This window comes from Microbacterium sp. HD4P20 (assembly GCF_019449275.2).
Classification (GTDB): domain Bacteria; phylum Actinomycetota; class Actinomycetes; order Actinomycetales; family Microbacteriaceae; genus Microbacterium.
In genome coordinates, this window is sequence record NZ_JAHZQZ020000012.1 from 175231 (window position 1) to 190922 (window position 15692).

The 15692-nt window shown below is 70.0% G+C and carries 15 protein-coding genes; 11 read left to right on the forward strand and 4 right to left on the reverse strand.

All coding sequences use genetic code 11. The features are described from left to right. Positions 1 to 11: 11 nt before the first annotated feature. The 10 genes from K0817_RS05835 to K0817_RS05880 all read left to right on the forward strand — a co-directional run bounded on the left by K0817_RS05835 (position 12) and on the right by K0817_RS05880 (position 10280). Entirely contained in the window at positions 12 to 1688 is a 1677-nt protein-coding gene (locus K0817_RS05835; RefSeq protein ID WP_253735215.1) for a CocE/NonD family hydrolase, read from the forward strand. Beyond that, a complete protein-coding gene (locus tag K0817_RS05840) occupies positions 1685 to 2158 on the forward strand; it encodes a DUF3237 domain-containing protein (protein WP_219980449.1) in 474 nt (157 codons plus the stop codon). Before K0817_RS05835 ends, K0817_RS05840 begins: the two co-directional genes overlap by 4 nt. Positions 2159 to 2213: 55 nt before the next feature. Continuing rightward, complete coding sequence (locus K0817_RS05845; RefSeq protein ID WP_219980450.1) at positions 2214 to 3869, forward strand: ABC transporter substrate-binding protein; 1656 nt, start codon at positions 2214 to 2216, stop codon at positions 3867 to 3869. 52 nt (positions 3870 to 3921) lie between these two features. After that, positions 3922 to 4881 (forward strand): ABC transporter permease, encoded by a 960-nt coding sequence (locus K0817_RS05850; RefSeq protein ID WP_219980451.1) that lies wholly within the window; start codon positions 3922 to 3924, stop codon positions 4879 to 4881. Further along, complete coding sequence (locus K0817_RS05855; RefSeq protein WP_219980452.1) at positions 4878 to 5741, forward strand: ABC transporter permease; 864 nt, start codon at positions 4878 to 4880, stop codon at positions 5739 to 5741. Before K0817_RS05850 ends, K0817_RS05855 begins: the two co-directional genes overlap by 4 nt. Beyond that, the gene (gene nikE / locus K0817_RS05860; RefSeq protein ID WP_219980453.1) at positions 5738 to 7432 is read left to right on the forward strand and encodes an ABC transporter ATP-binding protein; all 1695 of its coding nucleotides are present in this window, start codon (positions 5738 to 5740) and stop codon (positions 7430 to 7432) included. The genes K0817_RS05855 and nikE overlap by 4 nt, the downstream gene beginning before the upstream one ends. After that, positions 7429 to 8904 carry an amidase gene (locus K0817_RS05865; protein WP_219980454.1) on the forward strand — a complete coding sequence of 492 codons (1476 nt, stop codon included), beginning with the start codon at positions 7429 to 7431 and terminating at the stop codon, positions 8902 to 8904. Before nikE ends, K0817_RS05865 begins: the two co-directional genes overlap by 4 nt. Beyond that, a complete protein-coding gene (locus K0817_RS05870; RefSeq protein WP_219980455.1) occupies positions 8901 to 9365 on the forward strand; it encodes a DUF3237 domain-containing protein in 465 nt (154 codons plus the stop codon). Before K0817_RS05865 ends, K0817_RS05870 begins: the two co-directional genes overlap by 4 nt. 102 nt (positions 9366 to 9467) lie before the next feature. Beyond that, complete coding sequence (locus tag K0817_RS05875; RefSeq protein ID WP_219980456.1) at positions 9468 to 9914, forward strand: DUF6098 family protein; 447 nt, start codon at positions 9468 to 9470, stop codon at positions 9912 to 9914. 21 nt (positions 9915 to 9935) lie between these two features. Beyond that, positions 9936 to 10280, forward strand: coding sequence for a sugar ABC transporter ATPase (locus K0817_RS05880; protein WP_219980457.1), 345 nt, complete (start codon positions 9936 to 9938; stop codon positions 10278 to 10280). Between the two features lie 64 nt (positions 10281 to 10344). Here the strand turns inward: K0817_RS05880 and K0817_RS05885 are convergent, their stop codons facing one another. Together K0817_RS05885 and K0817_RS05890 are read right to left on the reverse strand one after the other, a co-directional pair. Next, a complete protein-coding gene (locus tag K0817_RS05885; RefSeq protein ID WP_219980458.1) occupies positions 10345 to 11709 on the reverse strand; it encodes a hypothetical protein in 1365 nt (454 codons plus the stop codon). Between the two features lies 1 nt (position 11710). Next, entirely contained in the window at positions 11711 to 12085 is a 375-nt protein-coding gene (locus K0817_RS05890; protein WP_219980459.1) for a PadR family transcriptional regulator, read from the reverse strand. Between the two features lie 150 nt (positions 12086 to 12235). Here K0817_RS05890 and K0817_RS05895 point away from each other — a divergent pair, with 150 nt between their 5' ends. Then, positions 12236 to 13036 carry an ion transporter gene (locus K0817_RS05895; protein WP_219980460.1) on the forward strand — a complete coding sequence of 267 codons (801 nt, stop codon included), beginning with the start codon at positions 12236 to 12238 and terminating at the stop codon, positions 13034 to 13036. Between the two features lie 112 nt (positions 13037 to 13148). Here K0817_RS05895 and K0817_RS05900 read toward each other — a convergent pair whose 3' ends face one another. Together K0817_RS05900 and K0817_RS05905 are read right to left on the reverse strand one after the other, a co-directional pair. Then, complete coding sequence (locus K0817_RS05900; RefSeq protein WP_219980461.1) at positions 13149 to 14162, reverse strand: LacI family DNA-binding transcriptional regulator; 1014 nt, start codon at positions 14160 to 14162, stop codon at positions 13149 to 13151. Next, complete coding sequence (locus tag K0817_RS05905; protein WP_219980462.1) at positions 14159 to 15688, reverse strand: sugar ABC transporter ATP-binding protein; 1530 nt, start codon at positions 15686 to 15688, stop codon at positions 14159 to 14161. Before K0817_RS05905 ends, K0817_RS05900 begins: the two co-directional genes overlap by 4 nt. Positions 15689 to 15692: the final 4 nt, after the last annotated feature.

Consider the following 15692-nt stretch of genomic DNA (forward strand, 5'->3'; position numbering starts at 1 on the left):
GAGGAGATGTCGTGCCACACATCGTGCATGTCGGCCCCGCCGCCGTCAGTCCCGCCGCGTACGAAGCGCGGGTGCGGATGCGGGACGGCGTCCATCTGGCTGCCGACGTCTACCTGCCGGGGTGGCCGGATGTCGCAGACGACGAGCCCGGTGACACGATCCTCATCCGCCTGCCGTACGACAAGTCGGGGGAGTACACCTTCATCCCGCTCATCGCCGAGTATTTCACCGCGCGCGGCTACCGGGTCGTCGCGCAGGATGTGCGAGGCAAGTTCCGCTCCGAGGGCGATGCTCTGCTCTTCGTCAACGAGGTCGATGACGGCTACGACACGATCGAGTGGCTCATCCATCAGCCCTGGTCGAACGGACGCGTCGCGATGTGGGGCGACAGCTACTACGGCTACACGCAGTGGGCGGCCGTGGCATCGCAGCATCCGGCACTGAAGGCGATCGCGCCCCGCGTGACCGGAACGCAGCTGGGCGAGCCGGTCGTCTTCCCGGCAGGCGAGCGGCTCGGACCCGTGGAATGGGCGATCACCCTGCTCTACCCGCTGACGTACTTCCACTCGCGCGATGCCTACTTCTGGGAGCTGGATGCCCAGCGCCGGCCCTTCAGCGCGCAGGCGGAAGAGGTGATGGTGCAGCTGGGTGCGCGGTCGCTGTCCTACGACCAGTGGTATCCCCGACCGGTGCACCTGCCGCGCTTCCCCCTTGCCAGCGCTTTCGATGCGCGACCGGTCCCCGTGCTGCACACGATCGGCTGGTGGGACAACTGCGCCCCGCTGTCGTGGGCCGACGTGGCCGAGATCGACAAGCGTCCCGCCTGGGCGCTCAACCACTTCCTGCGGATCGAATCGATGGATCACGAGGCGTTCTACCTCGACGACCGGGCATCGGAGCGAACGGAGGAGCGCAGCGCCGAAGACATTCGGGCCCAGCTGCCGCGCATGCTCGATCCGGCGCTCGACTTCTTCGAGGTCTTCATGCGCGGCAACGGATCGGCCGCCGACGTCCCCCGGGTGGCCTGGAACCTCGCCGGCAGCCCCGGCATGCGCACCAGCCCGACGTGGCCGCCGCCCGAGGTCGAGGCGTCGACGCTCTTCGCGACCGCCGAGGGCCGGCTCGCGGTTGAGCCGCCGGCGACGGCGACCTTCGTGGAATGGACGCACGATCCCGCCGATCTCGTGCCCTCGACGGTGCCGAACGCGTTCGCCTATCTGCTGTACGCCCCGGACGAAGCCGCGCTCACCGCGCGCGCGGATGTGCTCGCATTCGACACCGAGCCTTTCGTGCGCGACGTCGAGTTGACGGGACCGGTCAGGGTGGAGGCATCCGTCTCGTCCGACGGGCCTGTGATGGACGTCTTCGCACGTCTGCTCGACGTCGCCCCCGACGGCACCGCACTGCGCATCGCGCGGGGCCAGGTGCAGGTGCGCGGCGCACAGGCGCCGGCGCTGGTCGACATCGATCTCGGACAGGCGGGGTACCGGCTGCGCGCCGGGCATCGCCTGCGCCTGCACGTCCACAGCAGCGACTTCCCCGAGTTCCTGCCACAGCCGGGGACCGGTGAGGAGCCGTGGGGGGCCGTCGAGAGCGCATCCAACCGGCAGCGCGTGGTCGTCGGTGGCGACGACGCGCTGCGTGTCAGTGTGACCGTCCGCAGACCCGAGACGAGAGGCGAAGAATGAGCGCGACCACGAGACTGCCCGAGCCCGACCTGGAGTTCGCGTTCGAGATCCGCGTCGACATCGATCCGCACCTGCGCATCGGGCGCAGCGCCGATGAGGAGCTGACGTTCACGCCGATCGCGGGCGGCACCGTCGCCGGTCCGCTTATGGCCGGGGTCGTGCTGCCCGGTGGCGGCGACTGGGCCGTCGAGCGGTCCGGCACGGCGCAGCTCGAGGCGCGGTATCTGTTGCGAGCCGACGACGGCGCGGTGATCGACATCCTCAATCGCGGCTACTACCGGGCCTCGTCCGATGTCATGGCGCGGGTGGAAGCCGGTGAGAACGTGCCCGAGAACGAGTACTACTTCCGCACGGCGCCGGTGTTCCAGACGGATGCCGCGGCCCACCGCTGGCTCGCCGAGCATCAGTTCATCGGCCTCGCACGCGACGAGGACGGCCAAGTCTGCATCCGGGTCTTCGTCGTGCGATGACCACCTGCCCCGGAGCATCCCCTGAAGGCACAGCAGCACCAAGAGAGGACACGAGATGAAGATCCGAGGCACAGCGGCCGCGGTGGTGGCAGCCGGAGCAGCGATGGTGCTGCTGGCCGGATGCACCGCGCGCGACGCACAGAGCACACCGACCGGTGACGCGACGGCGGCGCCGATCGAGCTGGTGGACGCGCTTCCGGCCGGAACCACGACCGTCGACGAGGTGACGTGGGCGCTGGTCGAGGGCGAGCCGCGCTCGCTCGTTCCCGGTGCCGACTACAACTTCGTCCAGCCCAACCTCTGCGACAGCCTGCTGCGGGTGCAGCCCGACTTCACGGTCGAGCCCGGCATCGCCGAGAGCGCGGACTGGGTCGACCCGGTCACGTTCGTCATCGACATCCGTCCCGGCGTCACGTTCTGGGACGGCACCCCCGTGACGGCAGCCGACGTCGCCTACGGTCTCGAGCGGCACCGTTCCGATGTGACTTCGGCCTTCTACGGTGCGTTCGTGCTGGTCGCCCCCGAGGGCGGGATCGAGGTCACCGGCGAGAACCAGGTGACCGTCCGCTTCGTCGCGCCGGACTCGACGTTCCGCGAGGCGCTCGCCGGCGGTGCGGGGGCGGTGCTCAGCCAGGCGGTCGCCGAGGAGCAGGGTGCGGCGCTGGGCACCTCGGGCGGAGAGCTGCTGTGCTCGGGGCCGTTCACGCTCGAGAGCTGGACCCCGGGCACCGAGATCGTGACCGTCGCCAACGAGGACTACTGGGACGGCGCGCCGCTGGTGAAGAAGCTGACCTACCGCTTCATCTCCGACGGCACGACCCTCACCAACGCCCTCCTCGAGGGCGAGGTCGACGGAGCGTTCAACGTCGCTCCAGCCAGCCGCAGCGTCTTCGACGCCTCGGACGAGGGTCGGCTCGTCGTCGGGCCGTCCACCGCGTCGTTCTCGTTCGGCCCCACCCGCGACTCCGGTGCCGGTGCCGATCCGCTCATCCGTCAGGCGCTGAGTCTGGCGATCGATCGGGAGCAGTACATCGCCACGGTGCTGGGCGGACTCGGCCAGCCGCAGCGCTCGTTCGTCGCACCGTTCTCATGGGCGGGCTCGCCGGCCGAGAACGTCTACCAGACGGGGTACGAGGCCCTCGCCATGCCCGAGGTCGACCTCGATGCGGCCCGCGCGCTCGTGGAGCAGTCCGGCCAGGACACCTCGGTGCCGCTGCGCATCGCGATCCCCGCCGGCAGCAAGGAGCTCTCGCAGACGGCAGCGATCATCCAGAGCGCCGCCGGGCAGATCGGCCTCACCGTCGAGATCGACGAGCGCCAGCCCGCCGACTTCGGCGCGATCTTCCTCCCCGACCCGGGACCGCGGGAGAACATCGACTTCGTCGCGACGACCGGCTACACCGAGACGCCCGGCGTGCTGGTATACCCCCAGCTGTTCGTCATGCCGGCCGAGCTCGGAGGCATCTTCAACTGGAGCGGCTACGCCAATCCCGAGGTGACCGAGCTGCTGGAGGCCGCCCGCACCACGCCCGATCCCGTCGGCGCGGCCGAAGCGTACGTCGACGCGCAGGCGATCTTCGCCCCCGACCAGCTGCAGGTCACGCTCGCCGGCTCGTACCACACGACCTTCCTGAGCGACGCTCTCACCGGCGTCACGACGTCGGTCGCCGCCTATTCCAGCCCGTGGGCGCTGCACATGGGCGGCGAGTGACCGCCGGGCCGCCGGTCGGGATCACGATGTGCGCCAGAGAGGGAGGCCCCGTATGAACGCCAGCGTGACCCGGCAGCTGCTGGGCAGGCTCGGCGGGCTCCTTCTCACCCTGTTCCTGGCGAGCGTCGTGATCTTCTCGGCGGTGCTGCTCACCCCCGGCGACCCGGTCGTCGCCCTCGCCGGGGGGCTGCGGCCGACACCGGAGATGATCGCCGCGATCAAGGCCGAGCACCACCTCGACCAGCCGGTGTGGCTGCAGTATCTCTACTGGATCGGCGGCGTGCTGACCGGCGACCTGGGCACCTCGTTCGTATACAAGACCCCTGTCGAGGCGCTGATCGGGCCTCGGTTCGGCATCACGCTGATGCTGGTGATGTACACGCTCGTCCTCATCGCCGTCTTCGGGGTCGGCTCCGGCATCCTCGCGGCTGTCCGAGGGCCGCGCATCGACCGGGCGGTGCTCGTCGCGACCTCGTTCGGCGTCGCGCTCCCCACCTTCGTCGTCGCGATCCTGCTCATCTGGGTGTTCGGGCGTGTGCTCGGCTGGTTCCCGGTGTACGGCGCCGGCGAGGGCCTGCTCGACAACCTGTATCACCTCACGTTGCCGGCCATCTCGCTGGCCGTCCTGTACATCGCCTACCTGAGTCGCATCACCCGCGGGGCCGTCGTCGGGCAGCTTCGCTCCGAGCACGTCGACACGGCGCGGGTGCGCGGCATCCCTCGCGGTCAGATTTTCCGCCGCCACGTGTTCCTCAATGCGTCGCCTCAGATCCTCGCGATCTCGGGTGCCACGGTCGCGGGCCTGTTCGCGGCCTCGGCCATCGCCGAGCAGGCCTTCGGCATCGGCGGGCTCGGCTCGCTGCTGACCGAGGCCGCCGCGCGCAAAGACCTGCCGGTCGTGCAGGTGATCTCGCTGCTGCTGGTGCTGCTGTTCGTCATGCTCAATGCGGCGGCCGACGTGGCGATCGCCCTGATCGATCCCGACTCGGTGAAGCCGAGGAGGACCGCATGAGCGTCGCCCAGCTCGCCGGCGGCCGCGTGCCGGCTCTTGCGCGCCGGATGGCCGTGCGCGATCCGCTCCTGATCGTCGCCGGAATCGTGATACTCGGCATCGTGACCATGGCCGTCTTCGGGGGCCTTCTGGCGCCCTACGATCCCAATCAGCTGTATGCCGGACCCGTCTCGGCCGCTCCCAGCCCGGCGCACCCCATGGGCACCGACGACCTGGGCCGAGACATCCTCTCCCGCGTCCTGGCGGGGGCGGCACCCAGCGTGTTCGCGCCGATCGCGGTGGTGCTGGCCTCGTCGCTGCTGGGCTCTGCCATCGCTGTCTGCGCGGCTTGGTTCGGAGGCTGGGTCGACGGGATCAGCTCCCGCCTGATCGAGGTGATCTTCGCCATTCCCGGCCTCGTCCTGGCCATCCTCGCGGTGTCGATGTTCGGCAAGGGGCTGATCGCGCCGATCGTGGCGCTGTCGATCGCCTACATCCCGATCGTGGCGCGTCTCGTGCGCACGGCCTCCCAGCGCGAGCTGGGCACGCCCTACATGGCGGCGTTGCGCGTGCAGGGGGTGGGTTCGGCCGCCATCTGCTTCCGGCACCTCGTGCCGGCGCTGCTGCCCGCGGTGCTGGCGCAGTCCACGGTGGGGTTCGGTTACGCGATGCTCGACCTCGCCGCGATCTCGTTCCTCGGCCTCGGCGCGCAGCCGCCCTCGTCGGACTGGGGTGTGATGATCGCCGGCGGGCAGCCCTCGCTGCTGACCGGCGCGCCCGAGCAGTCGATGTTCCCGGCGCTGTTGGTCGTGCTGACGGTGCTGTCGGTGAATGTGCTCGGAGCGCGGATGACCGCGTGGGCAGAAAGGGCCGGGCGATGAGCGGCAACGTGCTGGAGCTCGAGAACGTCTCGATCGCCGCGCCCGGCGCCCAGGGCCCGCGCACCCTCGTGCACGACTGCACGCTGCACGTGCGCGCCGGCGAGGCGCTGGGGCTGGTGGGCGAGTCAGGGTCGGGCAAGACGTTGTCGGTGCGCGCCGTCGCCGGACTGCTGCCCGAGGGTTTCACGCTCGGAGGCGCGATCCGCCTCGACGGGGACGACATCGCCACCGTCCCGCCCGGCCGGCTGCGCCAGATTCGGGCGCGCCGCATCGGCATGGCCTTCCAGACCCCGCGCGCGCACCTGAACCCGCTCCGGTCGATCGGCGACTTCATGACCGAGGCGCTCGTGGCCGTGGGTGCAGAGAAGCCGGCTGCCGCGCACCGACGGGCTCTGGATCTGCTGGCCGAAGTCGGCATTCCGGACCCGGCACGGCGGATGCGGCAGCGGCCCGCCGAGCTGTCGGGTGGACTGCTGCAGCGCGTCATGATCGCGGCGACCCTGGCGATGGACCCGCCGCTGCTTCTCGCCGACGAGATCACCACGGCGCTGGATGTCACGACCCAAGAGGAGGTCATGGCAGTCATCGCCGATCTGCGGAAGCACCGAGATCTGGCGCTGCTGTTCATCACTCACAACCTCGCGCTCGCCGGCGCCGTCTGCGACCGCATCGCCGTCATGCAGCACGGCCGCACCGTCGAGACCCTGCCGGCGGCCAGCATGAGACGGGATGCCGCCGACCCGTACACACGCCGCCTGCTGTCGGCATCCCTCCCGGCCGAGCGTCCCGCGTTTCGCACCGAGGGTGAAGAACCCGTGCTCGTGGTGGAGGGGCTGCGCAAGACGTTCCAAGTCGCATCGGCGAGCGGGCGCAGGGAGGAGTTCGTCGCCGTGGACGACGTCGGGTTCCAGCTGATGCGGGGCGGTTCGCTGGGCGTGGTCGGCGAATCAGGCTCGGGCAAGTCCACCACGGCACGGATCCTGTGCGGCCTGGAATCTGCCGACGCCGGCTCGGTGACGGTCAAGGGCGAAGACTGGACGCGGCCGGCCCGACGCAGTCGCGCCCGGCGCGCCCGGGCGCGGGTGGCTCAGATGGTGTTCCAAGACCCGTACCAGTCGCTCGATCCTCGTCAGACGGTGCGCCAGTGCCTCGTCGAAGCAGTCGCCGTCCATCGCCGCGGGTTGTCGCGCGCCGAACTGAACGCGCGGGTGAACGAACTGCTGACCGCCGTCACGCTCGACCTGGCGCTGGCCGACCAGCGCCCGCGGTCGCTGTCGGGCGGGCAGCGCCAGCGCGTCGCGATCGCGCGCGCGCTCGCCGCCGAGCCCGAGATCCTGGTGCTCGACGAGGCGGTGTCGGCGCTGGATGTGACGACGCAGGTCGAGATCCTCACGCTGCTCGACGGCATCCGTCGCGATACCGGCGTCTCGCTGCTGATGATCTCGCACGACCTCACCACGGTCCGCCGGGTCTGCGATCACGTCGTGGTCATGAAGTCGGGCGCCGTCGTCGAGCAGGGACCGATCGCGCAGGTGCTGGACGCGCCGCGCGAGGAGTACACCCGGGCACTGCTGGAGTCCATCCCGCGTGAGGGATGGGTGCCCCGGCGCCGGCTGCCGGCCCGCACCTCCGCCCTGCCCACGGTCGCGACGTCGACCACCCGTATCGTGACCCCTGGAGGCAAGAGATGACCGATCGACCACTGTGGCAGCTGAGCATTCGCGAGCTCGCGGACGCCGTGCGCACACGCCGAACCACGGCGAGAGCCGTGATCGATGCCCACCTGGCACGTATCGACGAGGTCAATCCCCTCGTCAACGCGATCACCGTGGTCTTCCACGATCGGGCGCGCGAGCTCGCCGACCAGGTCGACGCGGGACTGGCCGCCGGCGAGGACCGCGGACCGCTCGCGGGCGTGCCCTTCTGCGTCAAGGAGAACATCGACCTCACCTGGTCGGCCTCGACGAGCGGCTGGACGTTCCTCGCCGATGCCGTGCCGGCCGAGGATGCCACGATGGTGAGCCGGCTGCTCGAGGCCGGTGCCATCCCCGTCGCCCGCGGGAACATGCCCGACTGGGGGCTACGGTGGGACACCGACAACGACCTTTTCGGCCGCACCTGCAACCCATGGGATCGTGAGCGGGTCGCGGGCGGGTCCAGCGGTGGGGATGCCGTCGCCGTGGCGACCGGCATGGTGCCGCTGGGCCTCGGCAACGACTACGGCGGCTCACTCCGGCTTCCGGCGTATGCCGCGGGCGTGTGCGCGCTGCGTCCCTCGGCCGGCCGGATCCCCGCGCCGACGACGTCGATCGAACCGGTGCCGCTCACGCTGCAGCTCTTCGCGGTCAACGGGCCCATCGCGCGCACCGTCGACGACCTCGACCTCGCGTTCTCGCTGATGCACGGCGCCGACGGCCGCGATCCGCTCGCCGTGACGTTGCCTCACCCCTCCTCGTACGACGGACCGCGGCAAGCGGCCGTCGTGCGGGATCCGCTCGGCTGGGGCGTGGATCCGCAGGTCGCGGGCGCCCTCGTGCGTGCAGCGGACGCACTCGCGGCGGCCGGTTGGGACGTGACGGATGCCGAGCCGCCGCTTCTGGAAGAGGCCGCAGTGCTGTGGCGCCAGCTGTCGTCGACCGAGATGGTCGGTGCGTTCCGGCCGGGCGGACTGCCGGTGCCGCTGGGCGAGGGATCCACTCGCTACTTCCTCGACAACGTCAGCGAGACGCAGCTGCTGGAGTCGAGCGACGCGTATGGGGCGGCCTGGGCGCGTCGCGTGGTCGTCGCCGCCGAGTGGGAGAGGTTCCAGGCGCAGTACCCGGTGATCCTCGCCCCGGTCTCGGCGCGACGCATGCCCGCGATCGGATACGACCTGTCAGGCCCCGCCGCCACGACCGCGCTGTGGCGAGACCACCGCATGCTCGTGGCGGTCAACTTCCTCGGTCTGCCGTCCGTCGCGGTACCGACGGGCCTCGACGAGGACGAGCTGCCGACGGGCGTGCAGCTCGTCGGCCCCCGCGGTGGAGATCACATCGCGCTCGCCGCAGCACGCGCGGTCGAAGCGGCACTCGGGAAGATCACGCCGGTCGACCCGCGGGGCGCGGCGCAGCGCGGTGCCGGCGCCGAGTCGGCCGTCGGAGCGACTTCGGCCGCCGCGCGATGAGCACGCTGCTGGAGCCTTCGCTCGAGTACGTCTTCGAGCTGCGCGTCGCCGTCGACGACGCCGTGCGGATCGGCAGCGGCGACCGTGACGACCTGCACTTCACCCCCATCACGGGCGGCACCGTCTCGGGCCCGCGGCTCGAGGGCGACGTCGTGCCGGGCGGCGGCGACTGGTGGACACTGCGTGGCAGCACGGTGCAGCTCGACGCGCATTATCTCGTGCGGGCGACCGACGGCGCGACGATCGACGTCGTCAACCGCGGATACTGGCGGGCCGAGCCCGAGGTCGAGGAGCGGTTGTTCGCGGGCGGCTCGGTGAGTGAGGAGGAGCTCTACTACCGCACGGCGTTCGTGTTCCAGACGAGCGCTGAACCGTACCGCTGGCTCGCCGAGTCGCAGTTCGTCGGGATGGCGCGACCCGAGCCGGGCCTCGTCTGCATCCGGGTTTTCCGTCTGCGCTGACGGGCGCCGGCCGCGTACAACGGCGCCCGTCAGCCCGTCAACCCCCGTGCAGCCCGGTCTGCGGCATCCGTATCGTGATCCTTCCCCGCGGGAGGAGTCGTGATGGAGGCAGGCGGACTGTTCGCCACCGAGGCGCTCGGCGATCCGATCACGACGCTCGAGGACTTGGTCGACGTGGTTCGACGCCATGATCGCGCGTACCTGCGCTACAGCGAGGGCCCGTCGAACGACCGCGAGGGGAGCGTTGACACCGAGAGCGGGCTCACGTTGCCCGGGCTGTCGGTCAACCCCCTCCACCCCGAGCAATGGTGGACCCGGCCGCTCGAGGACTGGATCGCGCGCCAGGTGTGCCAGTACCGCGACCTGCAGCAGAAGAACCCCGACCGCTTCGCGTGGGTGCTCAGCGGCGTCGAAGTGGGCCGTGGGCCCGACTGCGAACCGCTACTGCGCGAAGTGACCCCGATCGCGCGGCTGGACGACCGGCTGCTCGACGAGGCCGACCGCCGGTACAAGGTCCGCTTCCGTGCGGGCCAAGGGCCGGAAGACTGAGAGAGAGAGCGAGGACCGCGAATGTCTGACAACCGTGCCCCCGAGGGGCCGCCCGCGCCCGACGGCCAGCCAGGGCTTCAGCCCGTCCGCGACCGCGACACGTCGATCGAGCCCGACCCGACACGTGACCCGGCGCAGGTGGAATGGGATCGCACCGCCGCGGCGGACGCAGGCGTCTCGGAAGACCAACTCGACGAGGCCACGGCGACCGGTGACGACCCGGCCCACCTCCCCGCCGACGACGACGAGGTGCCGGCGACCGACCTGCCGGGCCAATCGCGGCAGCCCGAGACGCAGGGCATGGACCCCGAAGAGGCGGAGCTGGGAGATGCCGGGCAGGGCGATCTCGCCCCCGAGGATCTCTGACACGCAGCCGTGACTCACGCGCGGTGACGGATGTCACGGCCTCAGAGCGCGGCATCCGCCCCACTCACACGAAGCCGAACAGTGGCGGGAAGGCCACCACCACGATCGCCGCCCACGCGAGGTAGACCGGCACGTAGCCGGTCTGCCAGCGTTCGAGTCGATCGAACGGCGTGCGGTGCATCACGAACCGCAACTGCAGCCAGCCGGCGCCCGCGAGGTTCGCGACAAGGATGATGTTCAGGCCGAGCGATGCCAGCTTGTTCGGGCTCGCGCCGAACTCCGCGATGCGGCCCACCATCGCCACGAGCACCATGATGTCGACCACGAGCGCTGCCGCGACCATCACCAGCTGCATGCGCTCGAACCACGACGGTGGGGCGAGCGGGTCGCGGGCCGAGAACGAGTAGAGAAGCAGTGCGAGCACCACGACCAGCACGATGTCGAACAGGATGAGCAGGTCGCGCTGAGCGTTCCCGGAGTCCGCCAAAGTGCCCTGGAGGAACCCTGCGACGATGAAGGCCAGCAGCAGGAGCGTGAACAGCGGTGTGAACAGTCGCGTCAGCACGGGCGCGATGTTCTCGATGACGCTCTGCTTCGCCTCGACGAGCCAGGCTGCGATGATGATCGCGCCCGCGGCGCCACAGGGCAGCAGCCATTCGACGACGAAACCGCTGGCGTCGAGGTCGATCGCCGCGAAGACAGCGACGGTGAGTCCGACGAGCACAGCACCGCCGAGCGCGATGAGGACGAAGTACACGAACCACTCGCCGGTGAACCGGATGAAGTCCATGCGCGCTCGTCCTGATCTGACCGCGCCGTTGACGTACGCGATGCCGGTGACGAGCCACAGCAGCACGACCGCGTGGAGGGCAGCGAGGAACAGCGTCGCGCCGTCGGGAGCGAACGGATACACCGCCATCACCACCGCCGTGATGGCGAACGGTGCCCCGACCATGACGATCGTGCTCGCCGAAGCGTGCCGCCTGACGAGGAAGTACGTCGCGAGGAACGGCAGCACCAGCAGTGCCGCGAAGCGTGCGTAGAACGCCCCGTCCGCGGCCCAGTTGATGCCGAAGAGCGCGGGAGCCTTGATGGCCAGACCGGCGCCGACGGCGAGCCCGAGCGCGAGCCACAGCGAGCGGCCGCGCGGCTGGGTCGGGGCGTCGGCGAACATGAGCTGCTTCCAGAGCCGCTCGGAGTGCTCGCGAGCGAACTCGCGAGAGAGCTCATCGAGTGCGCCGAGTCGCTTGACGCCGACGAGGAACGCCTCGTCGGGAGCCAGGCCGGATGCCTCCAGCCGGCCGATCTGGCCGCGCAGGTGGTCTTCGAGTTCGTCGACGTCCCGGCCTTCGATCGCCTCGCGTCGTGAGATGTACTCCCGCCACGTCGTGAGCTGCTCCTCGACGCGCGGATCCAGGTCGCCGGTCATCTCAGGCACCCCCGAACACCGGGGCGCCGGCGAAGGCGCTGCCACCGTCGCGGTCGGTCCAGACGCGCTGCAGCGCGGTGCTCACAACGCGCCACTGCCGCCGCTGCTCGGCGAAAGCCGCGCTGCCTGACGCGCTCAGCCGGTAGTGCTTGCGCGGGCGACCGGTGGGGGAGGCTCCCCACGTGGCCTGGACGTGGCCGAGGCGCTCGAGGCGATGCAGAAGGGGATACAGCATGCCGTCACTCCATTCGAGCTCGCCGTCGGACAGTTCGCTGACGCGCTGCAGGATCGCGTAGCCGTACGACTCGCCTTCGGCGAGGATGCCCAGCACCATCGGTGTCGCGGCTGCGGCGACGAGGTCTTTGCCGATCTTCATCAGAGCACTCCCATGCCTAGAGCTGCAAGGTACATAGAGCTACAAGGTATCACGGCGCGCGCGCCGCGACACCCCGCGACGTGGGCATGCTCCACAATGGGCACACGAGCGGTCGATCCGGTCGCGTGAGCGCGAGACGAAGGAGCCGACATGGCACCACGGCGCGAGAAGGCGCCCCGTTCGGAGTTGAAGAACACCGCATACGAGATCTTCATCGGCATCCTGTCGATCCTGTCGATCGTCAACCTCGTGCTGATGTACGCGCTCGCGTCCGACCCGGCGCTGCAGCTGGTCCTGTCGGTCATGAACGCGCTGTTCAGCGCGATCTTCCTCGGCGACTTCGTCTACCGCATCAGCACCGCCCCCTCAGCGATGCACTATTTCTTCCGCGGGTTCGGCTGGGCCGATCTGCTTGCGAGCCTGCCTTTCGCACAGCTGAAGATCCTGCGCATCTTCCGGCTGATTCGCGTCTACCGGCTGATGCGCGATCTCGGGCCGCGCACCGTCTGGAAGACGCTGATCCACGACCGGGCGAACAGCGCCCTCATGACATTGCTGCTGATGGGCATCCTCGTGCTGCAGTTCGGCAGCCTGGCCATCCTCGCCGTCGAAGAGGACGCCGAAGGCGCGAACATCGCGTCGGCGTCCGACGCGCTGTGGTACACCGTGGTGACGATCTCCACGGTCGGCTATGGGGATCAGTTCCCCGTGACGAATGCCGGGCGGTTGATTGGCGTGCTCATCATCGTCGTGGGGGTCGGCATCTTCGGCACCTTCACCGGGTACCTCGCGAACCTCTTCCTCGGTCCCTCCAAGACCTCGGACGCCGTGACAGATGCGGCGGCCGATGAGCCTGATGACCGCGACGCGCGCGTGCAGCAACTGCTGGCGCAGTCCGAGGAGGCGATGGCCGAGATCCGCCGGCTGCTGGCCAAAGACGCCGGCCGCTGAAGCGGGAGAGCGGCCCGGGGTTTGCTGCTCATCGTGTCGGTGGTGTCTTCGAGCCTCCTCGTGAGGCCGGGCGTTCGGTGCGCTCGGCCGCCGGCGCCGGCGCCGGCGGCGGTCAGAGCGGTGCGGCCGTGGAGTCCCGCACGATGAGGTGTGTCGCCAGTGGGGTGTCCTCGGTGACCCCGTCGGGCTCCTCGAGCGCCACCAGCACCTTCTGCATGATGAGCTCACCGAGTGCGGCGAACTCCTGGCGGACCGTCGTCAACGGCGGATACAGATAGCCGGCCTCGGGCACGTCGTCGAAGCCGACCACGCTGACGTCCCGCGGTATAGCGAGCCCTTGCTCGCGCAGCGCCGACAGCAGCCCGATCGCCATCGCGTCGTTCGCGGCGAACACGGCCGCACCGGCGGAGACGTCGAGCCTGCGCCCCGCGTCGTAGCCACTGGCGGCCGACCAGTCGCCGGCGACAGTGGGCGTCACGTCCAGACGCTGAGCGATGAGCTCGTCGCGCCACCCCCGCGCCCGCTCGAGCGCATCGGGCGCCTGGGAAGGGCCGGCCAGGTGATGAATGCGGGTGTGGCCGAGCTCGGCGAGGTGGCGCACCGCCGCCCGGGCGCCGCGATACTGGTCGATCGACACGATGAGCGGACTGCGGCGGGCTGTCGCTGCGACGGCGACGATCGGCACACCGAGATCGAGGGCCTGCACCGCCTCGAGCACCTCCATGTCGACCACGATGAGCACGATCGCGTCGACGCGCTGACGAAGCAGCCCTTCGACGGCATCCCGCACGTGACCCGGGTCGGCATCCAGAGCGGTCACGGTCTCGACGTTGTAGCGCTCGCCGCGCGCCGCGATGGTGAAGTGGATGGCGATCGACGTGGGCCCGTAGTCGGCCACGCCGGGCGAGACCAGCCCGATAGTTCGCGTGCGGCGAGTCACCAGCGCACGTGCTGCGGGAGAGGGGCTGTAGCGCAGCTGCGCGATCGCCTGTTCGACGCGCGCCCGCGTGGCCGGTCGCACGTTGGGGAGATCGTTGAGAACCCGCGAGACCGTTTGGTGCGAGACCCCGGCAAGGCGCGCGACGTCGAAGATGTTCGCGGTGCGCGCCGGCTTGTCGTCGGTCACGCGCCCTCCTCCGTACCGTTCTCATCCGCCTGTGCGACCAGTGCCAGCAGCGAGTCGACGGTCAGACTCTCCGAAGGCACAGTATCGACCACGCGCCCCGACCGGAGAATCACCACCCGAGAGGCCACGCGCAGCACCTCCTCCAGCTCCGCCGAGATGAAGATGACGGACAGGCCATTGGCGGCCAGTTCGCCGACGAGGTTCTGGATCTCGACCTTCGCCCCCACGTCGATGCCGCGCGTCGGCTCGTCCAGGACGAGCACCCGCGGCGACAGCGCCAGCAGCCGCGCCAGCAGCACCTTCTGCTGGTTGCCTCCCGACAGGGTTCCCGCTGGACGGTCAGGGTCGGCGGGACGGATGTCGAGCGCCTCGATCCAGCTCCGCGCGAGCTCGCGCCGGCGCTGAGGCCGCATGCGCCGGAGCACGCCGCGGTCGGCCTGGAGTGCCAGCGTGATGTTGTCTTGCACGCTGAGCGCGCCGATGATGCCCTCCGTGCGCCGATTCTCTGACGAGTACACGACGCCGAGCTGGATGGCGCGACGCGGCGACCGCAGATCGGCGGTCCTGCCTTCGAGGCGGATGATGCCCGCGTCGAGGCGATCCACGCCGGTGACGGCGCGAGCCAGTTCTGTTCGGCCCGATCCGAGCAGGCCTGCGAGGCCGAGGACGTCGCCCTCGCGCAGCTCCAGGTCCGCGTCCGTGATGCCGGGGGCCGCCGTCACGCCGCGCGCGTCGAGGAGCGCCTGCGGAGCCTCGTCGGTCGCTTCGCCGGCCTGCCGCACGCCGAGCTCGGCGACACGACGGCCCAGCATCTTCTCGACGAGATCGATCCGCAGCAGCTCACCCGGCAGATACTCGCCGATGCGGCGTCCGTTGCGCAGCACCGTGATGCGATCGGCGATCTCGTACACCTGATCGAGGAAGTGCGAGATGAAGACGATCGCGACGCCACGCTCCTTGAGCTCGCGAATAACGCGGAACAGCTCTGCGACCTCGTCGACGTCCAGGCTCGAGGTCGGTTCGTCGAGGACCAGGACCTTGGCGTCGACCGAGATCGCTCGCGCGATGGCGATGAGCTGCTGGATCGCGAGCGAATGGCTGCGCAGCTGGGATTCTGGGTCGATCGACACGCCCAGTCCGTCGAGCACGTCCGCGGCGCGCTGACGCATGGCGGCCCAGTCGATGATCCCCAGCTTGCGGGGTTCGCGGCCGAGGCAGATGTTCTCGGCGACCGACAGATTCGGCAGAAGGTCGATCTCCTGGTACACCGCGCTGATCCCCGCCGCGAGGGCGTCGGCGGTGCCGGAGAAGCGCACGGCACGCCCGCTCACGAAGATGCTGCCCTTGTCGGGGTGCAGCGCGCCGGTGAGGGCCTTGATGAGGGTCGACTTGCCGGCGCCGTTCTCTCCCATGAGCGAGTGCACCTCGCCGGCGAAGATCCGGAAGTCGACGGCGTCGAGCGCGAGTTCCGCGCCGTACCTCACTGTCGCCCCGGTGATCTCCATGAGCGGACGCCGCTCGTCCATCCCG